The sequence below is a fragment of the Pseudomonas sp. B21-032 genome, assembly GCF_024748965.1.
Classification (GTDB): domain Bacteria; phylum Pseudomonadota; class Gammaproteobacteria; order Pseudomonadales; family Pseudomonadaceae; genus Aquipseudomonas.
In genome coordinates this window covers 3,604,853-3,621,472 of sequence record NZ_CP087180.1, presented here as the reverse complement: position 1 = coordinate 3,621,472, position 16,620 = coordinate 3,604,853, and the positions used below count along the sequence as shown (strand labels likewise).

The 16,620-nt window shown below is 64.5% G+C and carries 15 protein-coding genes; 5 read left to right on the top strand and 10 right to left on the bottom strand.

The genetic code is table 11. The annotated features are described in order from the left end of the window. Positions 1-55: 55 nt before the first annotated feature. Positions 56-2,455, top strand: coding sequence for a TonB-dependent siderophore receptor (locus LOY54_RS16510; protein ID WP_258607214.1), 2,400 nt, complete (start codon positions 56-58; stop codon positions 2,453-2,455). Positions 2,456-2,690: 235 nt separating this feature from the next. Here the strand turns inward: LOY54_RS16510 and LOY54_RS16505 are convergent, their stop codons facing one another. Together LOY54_RS16505 and LOY54_RS16500 are read right to left on the bottom strand one after the other, a co-directional pair. Beyond that, a complete protein-coding gene (locus LOY54_RS16505) occupies positions 2,691-3,200 on the bottom strand; it encodes a methylated-DNA--[protein]-cysteine S-methyltransferase (protein ID WP_213604021.1) in 510 nt (169 codons plus the stop codon). Between the two features lie 14 nt (positions 3,201-3,214). Continuing rightward, a complete protein-coding gene (locus LOY54_RS16500; protein ID WP_258607213.1) occupies positions 3,215-3,772 on the bottom strand; it encodes a helix-turn-helix domain-containing protein in 558 nt (185 codons plus the stop codon). 96 nt (positions 3,773-3,868) lie between these two features. Here LOY54_RS16500 and LOY54_RS16495 point away from each other — a divergent pair, with 96 nt between their 5' ends. After that, entirely contained in the window at positions 3,869-4,753 is an 885-nt protein-coding gene (locus LOY54_RS16495; protein ID WP_258607212.1) for a DMT family transporter, read from the top strand. Positions 4,754-4,813: 60 nt separating this feature from the next. Here the strand turns inward: LOY54_RS16495 and LOY54_RS16490 are convergent, their stop codons facing one another. From LOY54_RS16490 to LOY54_RS16480, 3 genes are all read right to left on the bottom strand, one after another. Further along, positions 4,814-5,500 carry a TIGR04211 family SH3 domain-containing protein gene (locus tag LOY54_RS16490; protein WP_093381520.1) on the bottom strand — a complete coding sequence of 229 codons (687 nt, stop codon included), beginning with the start codon at positions 5,498-5,500 and terminating at the stop codon, positions 4,814-4,816. 182 nt (positions 5,501-5,682) lie between these two features. After that, complete coding sequence (gene ppnN, locus LOY54_RS16485) at positions 5,683-7,056, bottom strand: nucleotide 5'-monophosphate nucleosidase PpnN (RefSeq protein WP_045194108.1); 1,374 nt, start codon at positions 7,054-7,056, stop codon at positions 5,683-5,685. A gap of 86 nt (positions 7,057-7,142) precedes the next feature. Beyond that, positions 7,143-8,237, bottom strand: coding sequence for a P1 family peptidase (locus LOY54_RS16480; RefSeq protein WP_258607209.1), 1,095 nt, complete (start codon positions 8,235-8,237; stop codon positions 7,143-7,145). A gap of 166 nt (positions 8,238-8,403) precedes the next feature. Here LOY54_RS16480 and LOY54_RS16475 point away from each other — a divergent pair, with 166 nt between their 5' ends. Beyond that, entirely contained in the window at positions 8,404-9,195 is a 792-nt protein-coding gene (locus LOY54_RS16475; protein WP_258607207.1) for a helix-turn-helix transcriptional regulator, read from the top strand. Between the two features lie 3 nt (positions 9,196-9,198). Further along, a complete protein-coding gene (locus LOY54_RS16470; protein WP_045194105.1) occupies positions 9,199-9,822 on the top strand; it encodes a glutathione S-transferase family protein in 624 nt (207 codons plus the stop codon). Between the two features lie 12 nt (positions 9,823-9,834). On the opposite strand, the gene ampC is transcribed toward LOY54_RS16470, so the two are convergent. Next, the gene (ampC, locus tag LOY54_RS16465; protein WP_258607205.1) at positions 9,835-10,992 is read right to left on the bottom strand and encodes a class C beta-lactamase; all 1,158 of its coding nucleotides are present in this window, start codon (positions 10,990-10,992) and stop codon (positions 9,835-9,837) included. 131 nt (positions 10,993-11,123) lie between these two features. Here ampC and LOY54_RS16460 point away from each other — a divergent pair, with 131 nt between their 5' ends. Then, the gene (locus LOY54_RS16460) at positions 11,124-11,999 is read left to right on the top strand and encodes a LysR family transcriptional regulator (protein ID WP_093381532.1); all 876 of its coding nucleotides are present in this window, start codon (positions 11,124-11,126) and stop codon (positions 11,997-11,999) included. Here the strand turns inward: LOY54_RS16460 and LOY54_RS16455 are convergent. Genes LOY54_RS16455 through LOY54_RS16440 form a run of 4 tightly spaced genes read right to left on the bottom strand, consistent with a single transcriptional unit; the run spans position 11,989 to position 16,551 of the window. Then, positions 11,989-13,038: an FAD-binding oxidoreductase gene (locus tag LOY54_RS16455; RefSeq protein ID WP_258607204.1), complete on the bottom strand. Its 1,050-nt coding sequence runs from the start codon at positions 13,036-13,038 to the stop codon at positions 11,989-11,991. The two genes, LOY54_RS16460 and LOY54_RS16455, sit on opposite strands and share 11 nt — an antisense overlap. Beyond that, complete coding sequence (locus tag LOY54_RS16450; protein ID WP_093381540.1) at positions 13,035-13,460, bottom strand: hypothetical protein; 426 nt, start codon at positions 13,458-13,460, stop codon at positions 13,035-13,037. Before LOY54_RS16450 ends, LOY54_RS16455 begins: the two co-directional genes overlap by 4 nt. A 29-nt stretch (positions 13,461-13,489) precedes the next feature. Beyond that, positions 13,490-16,150 (bottom strand): DUF4132 domain-containing protein, encoded by a 2,661-nt coding sequence (locus LOY54_RS16445; RefSeq protein WP_258607203.1) that lies wholly within the window; start codon positions 16,148-16,150, stop codon positions 13,490-13,492. A 5-nt stretch (positions 16,151-16,155) separates the two neighbouring features. Beyond that, positions 16,156-16,551, bottom strand: a complete 396-nt coding sequence (locus LOY54_RS16440) for a hypothetical protein (protein ID WP_258607202.1) — start codon at positions 16,549-16,551, stop codon at positions 16,156-16,158. Between the last annotated feature and the right edge of the window lie 69 nt (positions 16,552-16,620).

Here is a 16,620-nt window from a genome sequence, read left to right as displayed (position 1 = left end):
GACTTATGGAAGGCAGGCCCACTGCCTGAATGCCAACCAGAAGAGAACGCATCGAATGAGAACCCGCCCGATTCACCACGCCCTGCGCTGTTGCGCGCTGTTGTTGCCCTTGAGCATGGCCCAGGCCGAATCGGCCGCGCGCAGCTACGACCTGGCCCAGGACGATCTTGGCCAGGTGCTGACCCGTTTTGCCGCCCAGGCCGGCGTGGTGCTGTCATTTGACCCGGCGCTGACCCGGGGCCAGCGTAGCGAAGGCCTGCACGGCCAGTACGGGGTCGAGGAGGGCCTGCGCGCCTTGCTCGCCAGCAAGGGCCTGGCACTGATCAAGGAGGCCGACGGGCGCTACAGCCTGGTGCGCGAAGTGAACGAGGCGGGTGCGATCAACCTCAGCGCCACCGAGGTCACCAGCAACCAGCTGGGGACCATCACCGAAGAAAGCCGCTCCTACACCCCCGGCACCATTGCCACCGCCACACGCCTGGTATTGACCCCGCGCGAGACGCCGCAGTCGATCACCGTGGTGACCCGCCAGCACATGGATGACTTCGGCCTCAACAACATTGACGACGTGATGCGCCACACCCCGGGCATCACCGTCTCGGCCTATGACACCGAGCGCAACAGCTACTACGCCCGCGGCTTTGCCATCAGCAACTTCCAGTACGACGGCATTCCCTCGACTTCGCGCAACGTCGGTTACTCGGCTGGCAACAGCCTCAGCGACATGGCCATCTACGACCGCGTCGAAGTGCTCAAGGGCGCCACCGGCTTGCTCACCGGCGCAGGCTCGCTGGGCGCGACCATCAACCTGGTGCGCAAGAAACCCACCGCCGAGTTCAAGGGCCATTTTGATCTGGGCGCCGGCAGCTGGGACAACTACCGCAGCGAACTGGACGTCAGCGGCCCGTTGACCGACAGCGCCAACGTGCGTGGCCGGGCGGTGGCGGCCTACCAGGACAAGCACTCGTTCCTCGACCACTACCAGCGCAAGACCAGCGTCTACTACGGTATCCTCGAGTTCGACCTCGACCCCGACACCCTGCTGACCGTCGGCGCCGACTACCAGGACAACAACCCCAAGGGCTCCAGCTGGTCGGGTACCGTGCCGCTGTACGATGGCAATGGCGATACCAACAATGTCTCGCACCACTTCAACAACGCAGCGAAATGGAGCAGCTGGGAGCAGTACACCCGCACCGTGTTCGCCAGCCTTGAGCATCACCTGGACAACGGCTGGGTGGCCAAGGCCCAGTTCGATCACAAGATCAACGGCTACCACGCGCCGCTCGGCTCGATCCAGGGCTACCAGCCACGCAAGGACGGCACCGCCGGCATCTATGCGCAGAAGTACACCGGCGAAACCGTGAGCGACTCCCTCGACCTGTACCTGAGCGGGCCGTTCCAGCTGTTCGGCCGCGAGCATGAACTGGTGATCGGCAACTCCTATACCGCCTCGCGCTGGAAGGGCAACGACTACCGCGACGTTACCCATGCCAATAACAACATCCTCGACTTTCCCAACTGGGACGGCGACATCGCCGAGCCTGACTGGGGCCCGGTGTCGGCGCGCACCGACGACAAGGTTCGCCAGAACGGCACTTACCTCACCGCGCGCCTGCACCCGATCGACGACCTGACCCTGCTGCTCGGCGGGCGCCTGGTCAACTACAGCTACGACGGCATCGACGCCGACAACAAGGAAAACGACCGCCTGATCCCTTACGTAGGCGCGGTCTATGACCTCAACGACACCTATTCGCTGTACGCCAGCTACACCGACATCTTCATGCCTCAGGACAGCTGGTTCCGCGACCGCACCGACCGCCTGCTGGACCCGGACGAAGGGCAGAACTACGAGGTGGGGATCAAGGGCGAGTTCCTCGATGGCCGGGTCAACGCCAGCCTTGCCTATTTCGAGATTCACCAGAGCAACCGCACCGTCGAGGACAACCAGTACAACGGCGACCCGACCAACCCGGCGGTGGGCTTCGCCTGGATGGGCGTCAAAGCCAAGACCAAGGGCTTCGAAGCTGAAGTCTCGGGTGAGCTGGCGCCGGGCTGGCAATTGCAGGGCGGTTACACCCACAAAGTAATTCGCGATGACGAGGGCCAGAAGGTGTCGACCTGGGAGCCGGAAGACCAGGTCAGCTTCTACACCAGCTACAAACTCAAGGGCGCGCTTGATCGCTTGACGGTCGGCGGCGGCGCGCGCTGGCAGGGCAAGGGCTGGCAGGTACTGCGCAACCGCCCCAAGGGCATCGACGAGGAGTTCGCCCAGGACCCGTTCTGGCTGGTGGACCTGATGGCCCGCTACCAGTTCACCGAGCGTTTTTCGGCCACGGTAAATGCCAATAACCTGTTCGATAAACGTTATTACACCAACATCGGTTTTTATAACTCGATGTCGTACGGTGACCCGCGCAATTTGATGCTGACCACACGCTGGGATTTCTGATCGGTTAAATAAAAAACGCCCCCTTGATCTATAAAAAAGGGGGCGTTCTGTTATTCCGGCTTACAATTGCTTATCGAGCGCCAGGCCCGGCTTCTACGGGCGGCTTCAGGATCAGGTAGGCTTTTAGCGCAAGGGCTGCAAAGCAGAAGGCCATGCCGGCAATGAATTGAAATGTAGTCATAAACTGCCCTCCAAAACAATTAACTGACGATTATAACATCTATAAATAATATAACTAGGCGTGGCGTTCGTGTTGCAACAACCAGCGCTTGCGTTCAATACCGCCGCCATAACCTGTCAGTGCGCCATTGCTGCCCACCAGCCGATGGCAGGGAATGGCCAGGCTCACCGGGTTCAGCGCATTGGCCAAGCCCACTGCCCGTGCAGCTGCCGGGTTACCCAGCTGTGCAGCAATCTGCCCGTAGGTGCGGGTAGTGCCTGGCGGAATTTCCCGTAACGCCGCCCACACCCGTTGCTGGAACGGCGTGCCGCCGGCATCAACTGCCAGCGCATCAAACGCCTGCAACTGGCCTGAGCAATAAGCCTGCACAGCATCGGCAAGCGCCGTCAGCCCAGCGGTTTCGCGTAATTGCACAGCGGCGCCAAAACGGGTGCGCAGCAACCGCAGCAGGCGTTTTTCTGGCTCATCGAATTCCAGCGCCAACAGCCGTTGGTCATCGCCGACGATCAGCACCTGGCCAATCGGCTCCGGCAGGTGCAGGCGGCGCAGCAGCAGTTCGCTCATGGGCAGTCCTCGTTTCAGGCGTGTTCGATCAGCATCACCGCCAGGGTGTCGGCGGCCAGGGCCTCGAACACGTGCGGGGCGTCGGCCGAATAGCTCATGTAGTCACCGGCCTCCAGAGTCACCGCTTGCTCGAGCGGGCCGACCCGGGCGCTGCCGCTGCAGAGGATCACGTGCTCAAGGGTACCCGGTGGATGCGGTTTTGACCGCCGCGGTTCACCCGGCTGCACCCGCAGCCGGTAGATATCGCGCTGCGCTCCGGCCGGGCAGGCGGCGAGCAGGGTGGCGGCGTAATGGGCCTGCTCGCTATGGCTGGCGGCGCCTTCAGCGGCGCGAATCACCTGCACGTGCTGGCGCGGCTGGCCCATCAGCCGGCTGACCGGCACCTGCAACGCAGTGGCCAGGGCCCAGAGGGTTTCCAGGCTGGGGTTGCCGACCCCGGACTCCAGTTGCGACAGGGTCGACTTGGCCAGGCCCGCGCGCTTGCCCAGCTCGGTCACCGACAGGCCCAGGCGCTCGCGCTCGCGGCGGATGGCGCTGGCCAGCAGCAGGATGGGGGAATGGGCTTCGATCATATGTTCTCTATACCGGTCATTTGTTCGCCTTGACGAACGCTGCTCATCTGTTCAGCATAACGGACCTTTGTTCGATATGACAGGAGTCGATTCAGCATGCACCTGAAAACACGTGGCACCCTGGAGATGACCGCGGCCATGGTGATCTCCGGCACGGTGGGCTGGTTCGTGCTGGCCGCAGACCAGCCGGCAGCGGCTGTGGTGTTCTGGCGTTGCCTGTTTGGCGCGCTGGCGTTGCTGCTGGCCTGTGCCGGCCTGGGCTTGCTCCGGCGCAGGGTGATTAGCGGCCGCCAGGCGCTGGCGGCGGTGTTGGGCGGGGTCGCGCTGGTGCTGAACTGGGTGTTGCTGTTCAGTGCCTATACCCATGCTTCGATTGCCGTTACCACCGTGGTTTATCACACCCAGCCGTTCATGCTGGTGGGTTTGGGCATGCTGCTGTTCGCCGAGAAGATGACCGTCAACAAGGTCGGCTGGTTGCTGGCGGCGTTCGCCGGGATGCTGCTGATCGTCATGGCCGGATCGAGCGTTGACAGCGTTGCCGCAGACTACCGCCTGGGCGTGCTGATGGCCCTGGGCGCGGCGTTTTTCTATGCCGTCGCTGCCGCTATCACCAAGCGTTTGCAGGGGGTGGCGCCGCACCTGATCGTGTTGATCCAGATGCTGGTCGGGGTGCTGCTGCTGGCGCCGTTTGCGCAGCTGCCGGGGTTGGCCCTGGCGCCCGCTACCTGGGCACTGCTGGCCACGATCGGCATCGTCCACACCGGCTTGATGTCGACCCTGCTGTACAGCGCCATCCAGAAAATCCCCACCAGCCTGGTCGGCGCCTTGTCGTTCATCTATCCGGTGGTGGCGATCCTGGTCGACTGGCTGGCCCTGGGGCATCCGCTGAGTGCGCTGCAACTGGCCGGTTCCGGCTTGATATTGCTGGCGGCGGCGGGGATGACCTTTGGCTGGATGCTGCGGATCACGACCGCTAAGTAGCGCTCTTGTGGGAGCCGCCCTTGCCGGCGATGGGCTACGCAGTAGCCCCGCAATCAGCCATCAGAACCAGCGGTCATTCTTTTTGCGCCCACGGCTCAAGGCCGGCAAGATCAAGCCCGCCAGCAAACCGGCACCGGCGATGCCGCCGCCGTACACCATGTAGCGCATCAACACCTGTTTGTTCTCGTCACCCAGGCGCGCCTGGGTGCTGCGCAGTTCCGACTGGGTGTCGCTCAGCTCGGCATTGAGCGCCTTGCTGCGTGCTTGCAGCTCGTCGATCAGCGCCTTGCGCGAGTCGAGGGTCTCTTGCATGCCTTGCACGCGGGTCTTCCAGCTGTCGTCGATGGTCTTGAGCTGTTCGCTGAGCTGGGTCACCTGCTCGGTCAGTTGCGGCAGGCGCTCGGCCTGGCCGGGCACGGCCTGCAGGTCGCTGCTGGTGATCCACACGGTGTCGCCGGATTCGCCGCGCACCTGGCTGTAGTTGCCCTGGGTGGTCAGTAGTGTGACCTTTTGCCCGGACTTGAGGTTGCCGACAATGCGGTGGCCGTCGGTAGGGCCGCTACGCACGTAGGTGCTCAAGCTGTCGCTGACCCAGCGCTCGCTGCTGGGCGCTGCCTCTTCGGCATGCAGCGGGTTGGCCAAAACCAGCAGGGCGCCTATCAGGCTGCCGGTCAGCAGGCGGCGCGCGCCCGGGTTGCAGGAGGAAAACAGCGCGGGCGCCGCAGAAACGGGACGAGAGATAGGCATGATGGTCTTCGCGTGAAATAAACAATAAAAGCCCGATGACTGGGCCGGTGAACAGTCGGCGTGCGCGCAGGCCGCCTGCTGAAAGACCATATTTCTGCGGGCAGGTTCACTGAAGGGGGTAGGAAAATAGCAGCAAATGTTGCGGGCACAGGCTGTGCCCGCAAGCGGGGGCGGGGCTTGAATCAGCTCACGACGCGGTAGCAGGGCACGTATTCGGCACCGCCCGGCAGTTTCATCCGGTGCTGGTCGACGAACGCCTGCAGCAGGTGGCCGAGGGGTTCGAGCACGGCGCTGTCACCTTTGATTTCGTACGGGCCTTTCTCTTCGATCAGGCGGATGCCCTTGTCCTTGACGTTGCCGGCGACAATCCCGGAAAACGCCCGGCGCAGGTTGGCGGCCAGTTCGTGAGGCGGTAGCGCGCGGCTGAGCTTGAGCCCGGCCATGTTCTCGTGGGTCGGGTCGAAGGGGCGCTGGAAGCCTTCTTCAATCTTCAGCAGCCAGTTGAAGTGGAAGGCGTCGTTGCGCTCGCGGCGAAACTGCTTGACCTCCTTGAGCCCGTCGACCATCTGCCGGGCCACTTCGGCCGGGTCGTCGATGATGATCTGGTAGTGCGCCTGGGCTTCGTCGCCGAGGGTCGCGCGCACGAAGGCATGCAGTTGCTGCAGGTACGGCGCGGCGCTCTTGGGCCCGGTGAGGATGACCGGGAACGGCAGGCCGCGGTTGTCCGGGTGCATGAGAATGCCGAGCAGGTACAGGAACTCTTCGGCGGTACCGGCGCCGCCAGGGAAGATGATGATGCCGTGGCCGACGCGCACGAAGGCTTCAAGACGCTTTTCGATGTCCGGCAGGATCACCAGTTCGTTGACGATCGGGTTCGGCGCTTCGGCGGCGATGATGCCAGGCTCGGTCAGGCCCAGGTAACGGCTGCCGCTCATGCGCTGCTTGGCGTGGGCGATGGTCGCGCCCTTCATCGGGCCTTTCATCACGCCCGGGCCGCAGCCGGTGCAGACGTCCAGCTTGCGCAGGCCGAGCTCGTGGCCGACCTTCTTGGTGTACTGGTATTCCTCGGTGCTGATCGAGTGACCGCCCCAGCACACGACCATTTTCGGCTCCACGCCAGGGCGCAGGGTGCGGGCGTTGCGCAGCAGGTGGAAGACGTAGTCGGTGATGCCCTGGGAGCTTTCCAGGTCGATGCGCTGGCTGGCCAGTTCGCTTTCGGTGTAGACGATGTCGCGCAGGGCGCTGAAGAGCATTTCACGGGTGCTGGCGATCATTTCGCCGTCGACGAAGGCATCGGCCGGGGCGTTCAGCAGTTCCAGGCGCACGCCGCGGTCTTGCTGGTGAATGCGTACCTCGAAGTCCTTGTAGGCTTCGAGGATGGTCTTGGCGTTGTCGACGTGCGCGCCGGTGTTGAGGATTGCCAGCGCGCACTGGCGGAACAGGGTGTACAGGCTGCCGGAACCGGCTTCACTCAGTTGCTGTACTTCACGTTGAGACAGTGTTTCCAGGCTGCCTTTTGGGCTGACAGATGCATTGATAACTTCACGTTGGGGCATTCTGGGTTTCCTGTGAGCGGGTAAACGTCCATCTTCAGAACACCACCATACCGACAAATTGTCGCAGCAACGAGTGCCTTTCGCTGTCAGGCCTTCCAGCCGACCGCCTGCAGGGCCTCAAGCAAACGCTCGGGGCGCAGCGCCAGGACCTTGCTGCCATGGGCCTCGAGGTCGGTGGCAGCCAGCAGGGCATTGACGATGGCTTCCTCGACGGCGTCCGCCGCTGCGCTGAACAACGCCGAGATATGGTCGTTGTTGACCATCTCAACCGTGCTGGTCGGCGCGCCGGGGTGGCCGAAGTTGGCTGCCGGCAGGCTGTTGCCGGTAGAGAAGGCGATGAAGATGTCGCCACTGGAGTCCTCGGTGCCGCCGCCGACCCGTGCCAGGCCGACGCTGGCCCGTTGCGCCAGGCGCGTGCATTGGTGCGGCAGCAGCGGGGCGTCGGTGGCCAGGGTGATGACAATCGAGCCCATGCCCGGCTCGCCGACATTGCGCGGCGCGCTGAACGGCGAATGCACCTCGCCCAGCACCTGGCCGACCGGGTAGCCGGCCACCCGCAGGGCGCCGCGTACGCCATAGTTGGCCTGCACCACGGCGCCGACGGTCCAGCCGCCGGCCACGCGGTCCAGGACCCGCGACGAGGTACCGATACCGCCCTTGAACTCGTGGCAGATCATCCCGGTACCGCCGCCGACGCACCCTTCGGCCACCGGCCCCGATTGCGCCGCGGCCAGTGCGGCGTGGACATGCTCGGCTGTTACGTGCTGGCCCCAGATGTCGTTGAGCACGCCGTCGTAGGTTTCCAGTACCGTCGGCATGCACCAGTAGGTGCGGGCCTTGGCCATCTCGCGCTCGGCCGCCACCAGCGCATCGCGGACCACGCCGACGCTGTGGGTGTTGGTGTAGGCAATCGGCGTGGTCAGCAGGCCGGCTTCGCGAATCCATTCAAGGCCGGTGGCATCGCCGTTGCCGTTGAGCACGTGCACACCGGCAAAACACGGCTGCAGGCTGGCGGCCTGGGCCCGTGGTTCGATCACCGTGACGCCGGTATTGACCGCGTGGTCGCCGCTGCCGCGCTGCACGGTGTGATGGCCGACACGCACGCCCGGCACGTCGGTAATGGCGTTGAACGCGCCAGGGGTGCCGACGCCGATACGAATGCCCAGATCACGTACACGCATTGATTCACAGCTCCTGTTGGAAGGTTCGAGGGGCGCGCAAGGGCCGTTGTTCGCAGCGCATGACAAGTGCTTGAGCAACGGCAATACTGCGTGCCGGTGTGCAGAGTCTAGGAGCCCGACCTGCCGCTGGCGATTCCCCCCAATCGTTACCCCCTAGGAGTTACCGGTGAACCTGCTATTCGAAGCCGCTGCCCATCACCATGGCCTGGCCCGGGTCATCGACCAGTTGGGCAAGCCGGGGTTCTGGCATCAGCTGATCGTGCTGCTCGATCAACTGCTGCCGTGCGACACCGCCCTGGCCTTGCTGGTGGAGCGCGAGGGCGCGCCGCAGGTGCTGGAGGAATTCGACCGCGGCTTTCGCGATGCGCCGGCGGCAGCGCCCCTGTACCTGGGCGGTCTGTACCTGCTCGATCCGTTCATCCAGGCCATGCGCGACGGCCTTGCCGATGGCGTGTACCGCATGGAAGAGGTCGCCCCGGACGAGTTTCGCAAGAGCGACTACTTCAACAACTACTTTCGTGCCCTGGTCGGCGAGGACGAGCTGCAACTGATCCTCAACCTCGATGCGGGCAAGGTGCTGGCCATCTCGCTGGGCGCCAACCAGCGTTACGACCCTGCGACCATAGGCCAGCTGAGCCTGCTGGCGCCGTGGCTGCTGGCCTTGATGCGCCAGCACTGGCACCAGCAGCATCCCCGGCAGGTTGCCGAGCATTCGACCCCGGTCGAGCGGGCGCTGGAGCATTTTGGCAGCGACACGCTGTCGGCGCGTGAGCTGGAAATCGCCCGCCTGGTGCTGCGCGGCAACTCCAGCAAGGCCATCGCCAAGCGCCTGGACATCTCCCAGGAGACGGTCAAGGTGCACCGGCGCAACCTCTACAGCAAGCTTGGGGTCTCGTCCCAATCGGAGCTGTTCAGCCTGTTTTTGCAACACCTGGGACAACATGACCATCAGGAGTGAATGATGCTACGGATACTCGGCAAGGCTTCATCGATCAACGTGCGCAAGGTGCTGTGGACCTGCGCCGAATTGCAGCTGCCGTTCGAGCGCGAGGATTGGGGCTCGGGCTTTCGCTCGACCGAGGATGAGGCGTTCCTGGCGCTGAACCCCAACGCCATGGTGCCGGTGATTGTCGACGGCGATTTTGTCTTGTGGGAGTCCAACAGCATCATCCGCTACCTCGCCGCCCAGTATGGCGGCCAGGCGTTGTACCCGGCCGAACCGAAGGCGCGGGCGCGGGTTGATCAATGGCTGGACTGGCAGGCCACCGACCTCAATGGTTCGTGGAGCTACGCCTTTGTCTCGCTGGTGCGCAAGGCACCGACCCACCAGGACCCGCAAGCGCTGGCGGCGGGTTGCCGCAACTGGGCGAAGCACATGACCATCCTCGAACGTCAGCTGGAACGTACCGGGGCCTATGTCAGTGGCCAGGACTTTGCCCTGGCGGACATTGCCATCGGCCTGTCGGTCAACCGCTGGCTGCAGACCCCCATGGAGCGCCCGGCGTTGCCGGCGGTCGAGGCTTACTATGAGCGCCTGAACGAACGTGAAGGCTATCGCTTGCATGGGCGCAACGGGTTGCCGTGAGGCCTACTGGCCTCATCGCGGGTCAAGCGTCGTGAGAATCTGATGCGCCACCTTCACCCGCTCGGCAATCGGGTAGTTCTTGTTCGCCAGCAACACAATGGCGATGCGTTTTGACGGCACGAACGCCACGTAGGCACCAAAACCATCGGTCGAGCCGGTCTTGTTCAAGAAGGTGTCGGCTGGCAGCGGCCGCGCCGGTTTCAGCCAGCTCACAGGTTGCGGCTCCAGCACCATCGACGGCGCATTGCCGGCCTGCAACTGCTCAAGGCTGACCGGGTAGGCATACTGCTCCCAACCCAGGCCCTGGGTCATGGCACCGACCTGGTAATAGCCGGTCTGGGTGGTGGCGATGGCCCGTTGCAGCGGTTTGCTCAGGCTGTGCGGCTGCATGTTCAGGTCCAGGTAGTGGAGCAGGTCCACGGCGGTCACTTTCAATCCATAGGCCTCGCCATCCAGCGGCCCGGGGCCCACGCGCACCGCTTGGTCCTGCTTGTTGTATCCCTGGGCATAGTTGCCCATCTGCGCGCCAGGCACTTGCAGGTAGCTGTGTTGCAGGCCCAGCTGCGGCAGCAGCTGTTGTTCCATCAACTGGGCGAACGGCGTTCCCAGGCTTTTCGCCGTGAGGTAGCCGAACAGGCCCAGGCTGGGGTTGGAATACACGCGCTGAGTGCCCGGCGCGTAGTCGGCTTTCCAGTGGCCGTAGTAGCCGGCCAGGTCGGCTTCGCCCTTGACCGCGTCAGGGAACTGCAAGGGCAGGCCGCCCGCGCTGTAGGTACCAAGGTTGAGCAGGGTGATGCCATCGAACGCGGTGCCTTTGAGTGCGGGCCAGTTCTTGCTGGCCGTATCGCCAAGGCTCAGCTTGCCACTGGCCTGGGCAAAGCCTGCAAGGGTGGCGGTGAAGGTTTTACTCACCGAGCCGATCTCGAACAGGGTGTCGGCATTGACTGGCTGGCCGCTCTGTTTCGAGGCCACTCCGTAGTTAAAGTAGTGCTGCTGGCCATCGACGCTGATGGCCACGGCCATGCCGGGGATTGCCTGTTGCTGCATCAGCGGGCGCACGACGGCGCTTACCGTTGACTCCAGCGGCGTCTGCGCAAGGCTTTGCCCGGCAACCAGGCAAAGGGTAAAGGCAGCCAGAATCCCTGGCTTGAGGTTGGTTTTTTGGTGCATGATCGGCAACCTTTCCTTAAGTGGACTGTTGTGAGCCTGGCTGCAGCAGGGAGCGCCAATCTAGGCGCTTTGCCCAGGTTGCACAAACGATGATATTTCGCAGCAGCCATTAGAAAAATTTGGGAGTCTGCATGATCCGACCACACCTGCCCCTGAATGCCCTGCGTGCCTTCGAGGCTTCGGCCCGGCACTTGAGCTTTACCCGCGCGGCCATCGAGCTGTGCGTGACCCAGGCGGCGGTCAGCCATCAGGTCAAGAGCCTCGAGGCCCAGCTCAAGGTCGCCCTGTTCAAGCGCCTGCCGCGCGGGCTGATGCTCACCCGTGAAGGCGAAACCTTGCTGCCGGTGCTGCGCGAATGCTTCGACCGCATCGCCCAGACCCTCGACTGCTTCGACGGCGGCCACTACCGCGAAGTACTCACCGTCGGCGCGGTGGGCACCTTTGCGCTCGGCTGGCTGCTGCCACGCCTGCCCGAGTTCCAGGCCCTGCACCCGTTTATCGATTTGCGCCTGTCGACCAACAACAACCGCGTCGATATCGCCGCCGAAGGCCTGGACTACGCCATCCGCTTTGGCAGCGGCGCCTGGCATGGCATCGATGCCCAGCCGTTGCTGGAGGCGCCGCTGTCGGTGTTGTGCGTGCCGTCGATTGCCGTGCAGTTGCACAGCCCGGCTGACCTGCTGCAACACACCCTGCTGCGTTCCTACCGCAGCGACGAGTGGGCCGAATGGTTCCAGGCCGCCGGCCTGCCGGGCGCGGTACAGCCGTCGCGGACCATGGTCTTCGATTCGTCGCTGGGGATGATGGACGCCGCCCTGCAAGGCGCCGGTGTGGCCCTGGCGCCACCGCTTATGTTCGAACGCTTGCTGGCCAGCGATGCCATTCGCCAGCCATTTGCCCTGGGCATCAGTACCGGCAGCTACTGGCTGACGCGCCTGCAGTCCAAGGCCGAAAGCCCGGCGATGGCGGCGTTCAAAGCCTGGCTGTTGAAGGCAGCTACAGGCTGAAACGCGAAGGCCGGCAGCCTTGCAGCTCGGGCGCCAGTCGGCTGTCGATCAGCTCTTGGGCCACCAGCCGGCCGACCACGGCCGCCAGGGTCACGCCCGAATGCATCACCGCCAGGTACAGGCCGCTGACAGTTGGCAAGGCACCGATAATGGGGATGCGATCATCCGGCATGGGTCGCAAGCCAACCTCGGTACTGATTAGCTCAAGGCCCTGGCCGCCGTGCAAACTGTTGCGGATGGTAGTGCGCGCCCGCTGGGCAATGCCCTCGGGACCGTCTTCGCCGTCGGCGTCGAGGTAGTCTTCGGCGGCCAGGATCAGCTCCGGCGTCGGTTGGCGGATTTCCAGTTCGCTGCTGGCGATCAGGGTGTGCACCAGCCGCTGTTGCGCCCGCAGGCGGATCAGGATCGACGGCGACGGATGCAGTGGCAAGCTGACGCCCAAGGGCTGCAGCAAGGCCTTGCACGCGGTGCCTGCCGCTACGACCAGGCGCTCGCAGCTGATCCGTCCCTCTGCGCTGACAAGCGCGGCGACGGCGCCGTCCCGGCATTCAATCGCCAGCACCTGTGTGTCGCTCAGCACCCTGGCGCCGTTGGCCTGGGCGCGTTCCAGCAGCAAGCGGGTCATCGCCAGCGGGTCGATTGAGCCTTCCTGCGGTGCAAACAGCGCCTGCTGCAGTGGCGCTTTGTACTGCGGCTCAAGCTTTCGCACGCGAGCCGGGTCGATCGGCTCGACGCCAGCGGCGGGTGAGGGCGCTGCACTGAACGACAGTGCGCCGCTCCAGTTGATCGGCGCCGTGCCCAGCTCGTCTTGCAGGCGGTGATACTCGCCAATCGCCAGATTGCGCAAGGCGGCGAATTCGCCAGGCTGCGGCGCCGTGGTGTTGATCCAGCCAAAGGCTCGCGAGGTGACCCCCAGGCCCGGCTGGCCCTTGTCGATCACTGTCACCTGGGTGTGCTTGCTCAGGTGATAGGCAATCGAGGCACCGACGATACCGGCGCCGATGACCACCACGTGCGGGCGCTCGGCCTCGGCTGTCATTGGCGATTCTCCGGCCAGGTGGCGGTCGGGAAGTAGCTTTCCATGCCCGGCTCCTTGTGCTCGACGCCGTCGCGTTGCCAGTAGCAGGTCAGGCGCGCGTAGTTGTCCAGGTCACCGTGGATCAGGCAGGTCGAACGGTGACCGGGCCAGGTGAAACGCAGCACCTTGGCCTTGGCAATGGCCGCGACCTCGACCTGGCCGATGGCGGTGCGGGTCTTGCCGTCAATGGTCGTTGCCAGCAGCAGTTGCCCGTCCACATAGCGCAGCGTGGCCCGGCCCGAATACGTGGCGCCGTTGTCCGGCGCTTTGCCGATCAGTGCATAAGGCCCGACCACGAAGCCGTACAGCGGGTCCGGATAGTCCTCGTCATCGGCTACGCAAACCGTGCCGACCAGCAACAGACTCAGCAGCAACAGCCTCATGGCAGGCACGGGGCGATCCTCTTGTACGTTCACTTCAAAGCCAACTGCCGGGTAATGGTCGGGTCGCTGATCTTGTCGTCGTCGATCAGCAGCAAGGCCTTGGAGAGGATGATCGACAGCAGCGCGTCGCCCTCGAACGGCAGGTACTGCGGGGTGTTTTTCTGCCGCGCCTTGGCGTCGGGGACGATGCACAGGTACTGATCGTTGGGCAGCATCAGGATGTTGCCCGAGCCCAGGTGGATCTTGTAGCTGCGCAGCTTGCCGGTGACCTCCAGGAAGCGCCCGTGCAGGGTCCATTTGTCTTTGAGGCGGGTCATGCGCGGCAGCAGTTTTTCCAGCAATTGCTTGCGCGTTTGCGCGGTGGCGCCCAGCTCGCCGAACGAGTGGTTGTGCCAGTAATCGCGGTAGCGGCCGTCCGGCCCGCCGTCGGCCCACAGCGGGTCGTTGGCCAGCGAGGCGACGCCGACGAACAGGTCGACATCGCGCATCACTTCGCTGAGCACCAACGGCGGCACCTGGTCCAGCGGCAAGGGCGCAGCGTCCACGGCGTTATCCCAGCGGTTCAAGGCATAACCGCCGCCACCGGCATGGGCGCTGCGCTGGGCGGCGTCGATGGGGTAGAAGCGTACCTGGTCGCTGCTCAGGCGCAGGAAGGCGCCGGCTTCGTTGGTATCGACGCCATAGTCGTCGCCCACGCCCTCGATCCAGAACTCGGCACGCAAGCCCCAGGCCGGCAGCTCGCGGGTGGCCGGCGGGTAGGTGTCATCGACCATCAGCCGCAGCTTGTTGCGCCAGCCGCGGGCGGCGGCCAGGGCGTGGAACTGGTGCTGGCGCAAAATGTGCGCGGCGAAGCGGTTGGAGTAGCTGGCGGTGTTGCGCTCGGCTTCGGTCAGCAGGTAGACCTCGCGGTGGGCCTGCTTGAACGGCTGGGTGATCTGCAGCGCTTCAATGCGCTCGCGCCAGGCCAGGACCTCCTCCAGCGGGCGGCCGATCGGGTGCCAGAGGCGCACTTGCGCCGCGCTGGAAGGGCTGATGGTTTTACCGTCCAGGGTTTGCAGGCAGCCTTCGTTGAACACCACGGCGTGCTGCTGGCCGCCGTCGCTGATCACCCAGATCAACCGCCGCGCCAGGGTGCCGATCAGCGGGTGGTCGAGGTAACGCTCCTGCCATTGATCGTACGGCCAGTGCTTTTCCAGCAGGAACAGGCTGTCCAGGCGCTCGGCCTGGGCCGGCAGCATGGCGCCGATGTCCTTGAGCGCGCCTTGCAGCTCCTTGAGCTCGTCCTTGTAGTCGGCCTTGACCTTGGCCGGCACCGATTTTTGCGGCGTGCCGTCGGCGCGAAACCAGCTCAGGGTAGCGGCCTTGCCATCGACCTTGAGCTCGGCGACAAAGGCGCCGTCATCAAAACTTTCGCGGCGCACGCCGACCTGCTCCAGACCGTAGGTCGGCACGCCGAGTTCTTCGATCTGGTCACGGGGCAGTTGCAGTGCTTGGGCGGCGCTGGTGAAGGCTTTTTCGATTTCCTTCTGCGCGGTGCCGAACTTGACCCGCACCTTGAGCAGGGCCAGTTGTCCGACTGCTTCGCTGGTTGGGATCGACGACAGCGCGAACACCGCCGCGTTGCCGACCTTGGGCGCCCGTGGGCCGATGCCGCGCACCTTGCGGTAGGCGCTCAGGGCCAGGCGGGCGATGGCCCGGGTCAGTTCGCTGTCGGCCAGCGGCGCGCACATCCACAACAGGCCGCGCAGCACCGTGGCGTTGCCATCGTGCATGCGTGCGCGGTCATCGGTGCTTTCCCAGCCGACGTTGAGCAACGCGCCGCAGCGCCCGGCATCGACCCGCGCAAACCAGCGCAGCAGTGCCGCCCGCAGCGGTGCTTCACCGACCTTGGCCAACAGCGCCTGGGCGTTCTTCAGCCATTTCGCCGAGGGCCGCGCCGAAGTTGCCGCAGCGGCCTGACGCAACAGCGCCAGCCAGTCTTCGCGCACCTCGGGGCTCAGTTGTTCGAGGTCTTCCAGGGCCAGTTGGGTCCAGTGTTCGCACGGTGCCAACACCTGCCAGGCGCCGCTGCCCAGCAGCGGGTCGAGCTTGGCCAGCAGTTGTTCGCCGAAGTTGCCGTAGTGGCCCAGGTCGGCGCACTGGCTGCGCAGCATGATCAGCAGGTCACGCAGGTCGGTTGGCACTGTGCTGAAGTGTTGCGCGATGACCCAGTCGGTCACCGTCAGGGTTGGCAGGGTGCCGTAATAGGCAAAGCGGTAGCTGGTGAACCACTGCAGCACAGGCTCGGCCAGCTGGCCGACGTCGGCGCCGTTTTCCATCAGCCAGGTCATCAACGCCGGCAGTACGCCGTAGTCGAAAATGTGCGAGAAGGCATGGCCGGCACTGGCGGTGCTCAGCTCACCGTTGTAGGCCACCACCCGTTCGATCAGCGCCAGCACCAGGCGCGTGCGCAGCGCCGGGTCAGGGCTCAGGGCCATCACCGCCGGCAATTTGCCGAGGGCGAAGACCATGGCGTCGGGGCGGCCGTGAATTTTTTGCAGCAGCGGTAGCAGTTCGCCGATCAGCTCATGCTCGTGGCGCAGTTCGGAGCCGGCCAGCAGCGGGTAGCCGTCCGGGCCGATGTGCTCGACCGGGCCCAGTTCGGTTTGCGCGCGGTCGTGGCGAAACGCCTGAAGTTGTTCCAGTGCCATGAGGTTCAGCCTCCTACCAGCGGGGTCAGTTTGATGAAATTGACCACGCTGTCGTGGCGGATGGTCAGGACTTCGTCGAGGCTTTCGGCCTGACGCTCGTCGAGCAGGATGAAAAAGCCATTGCGCTCGAAGGCCTCACAGGCGATGTCGACCTGCTTGCGCCAGTCGATGGTCTGGCGCTCGACGACAGGCTCGCCATTGAGCGCAGCTTCCAGCGGTTCGGGGCTGACCAGGCGCTGGCGCCGACTGTGGCCGGTTTCAGTGCTGCGCTGCAGGACTTCCTGATGGACCCGCTCGCGGATCAACTGGCGCACGGTGATGGTGTCGGTGGCAAAGTGCAGGGCGAAATCGTCGAAGACTTCGCCCGAAACCGACTCGTCGCGGACGGTGAGCGTTGCCATGGGAACTCCTTTTCTGGCAAGAGGCAAAACGAATGGGCGCAAGAGTATCAGGCTGGTCGGCGGATTTCG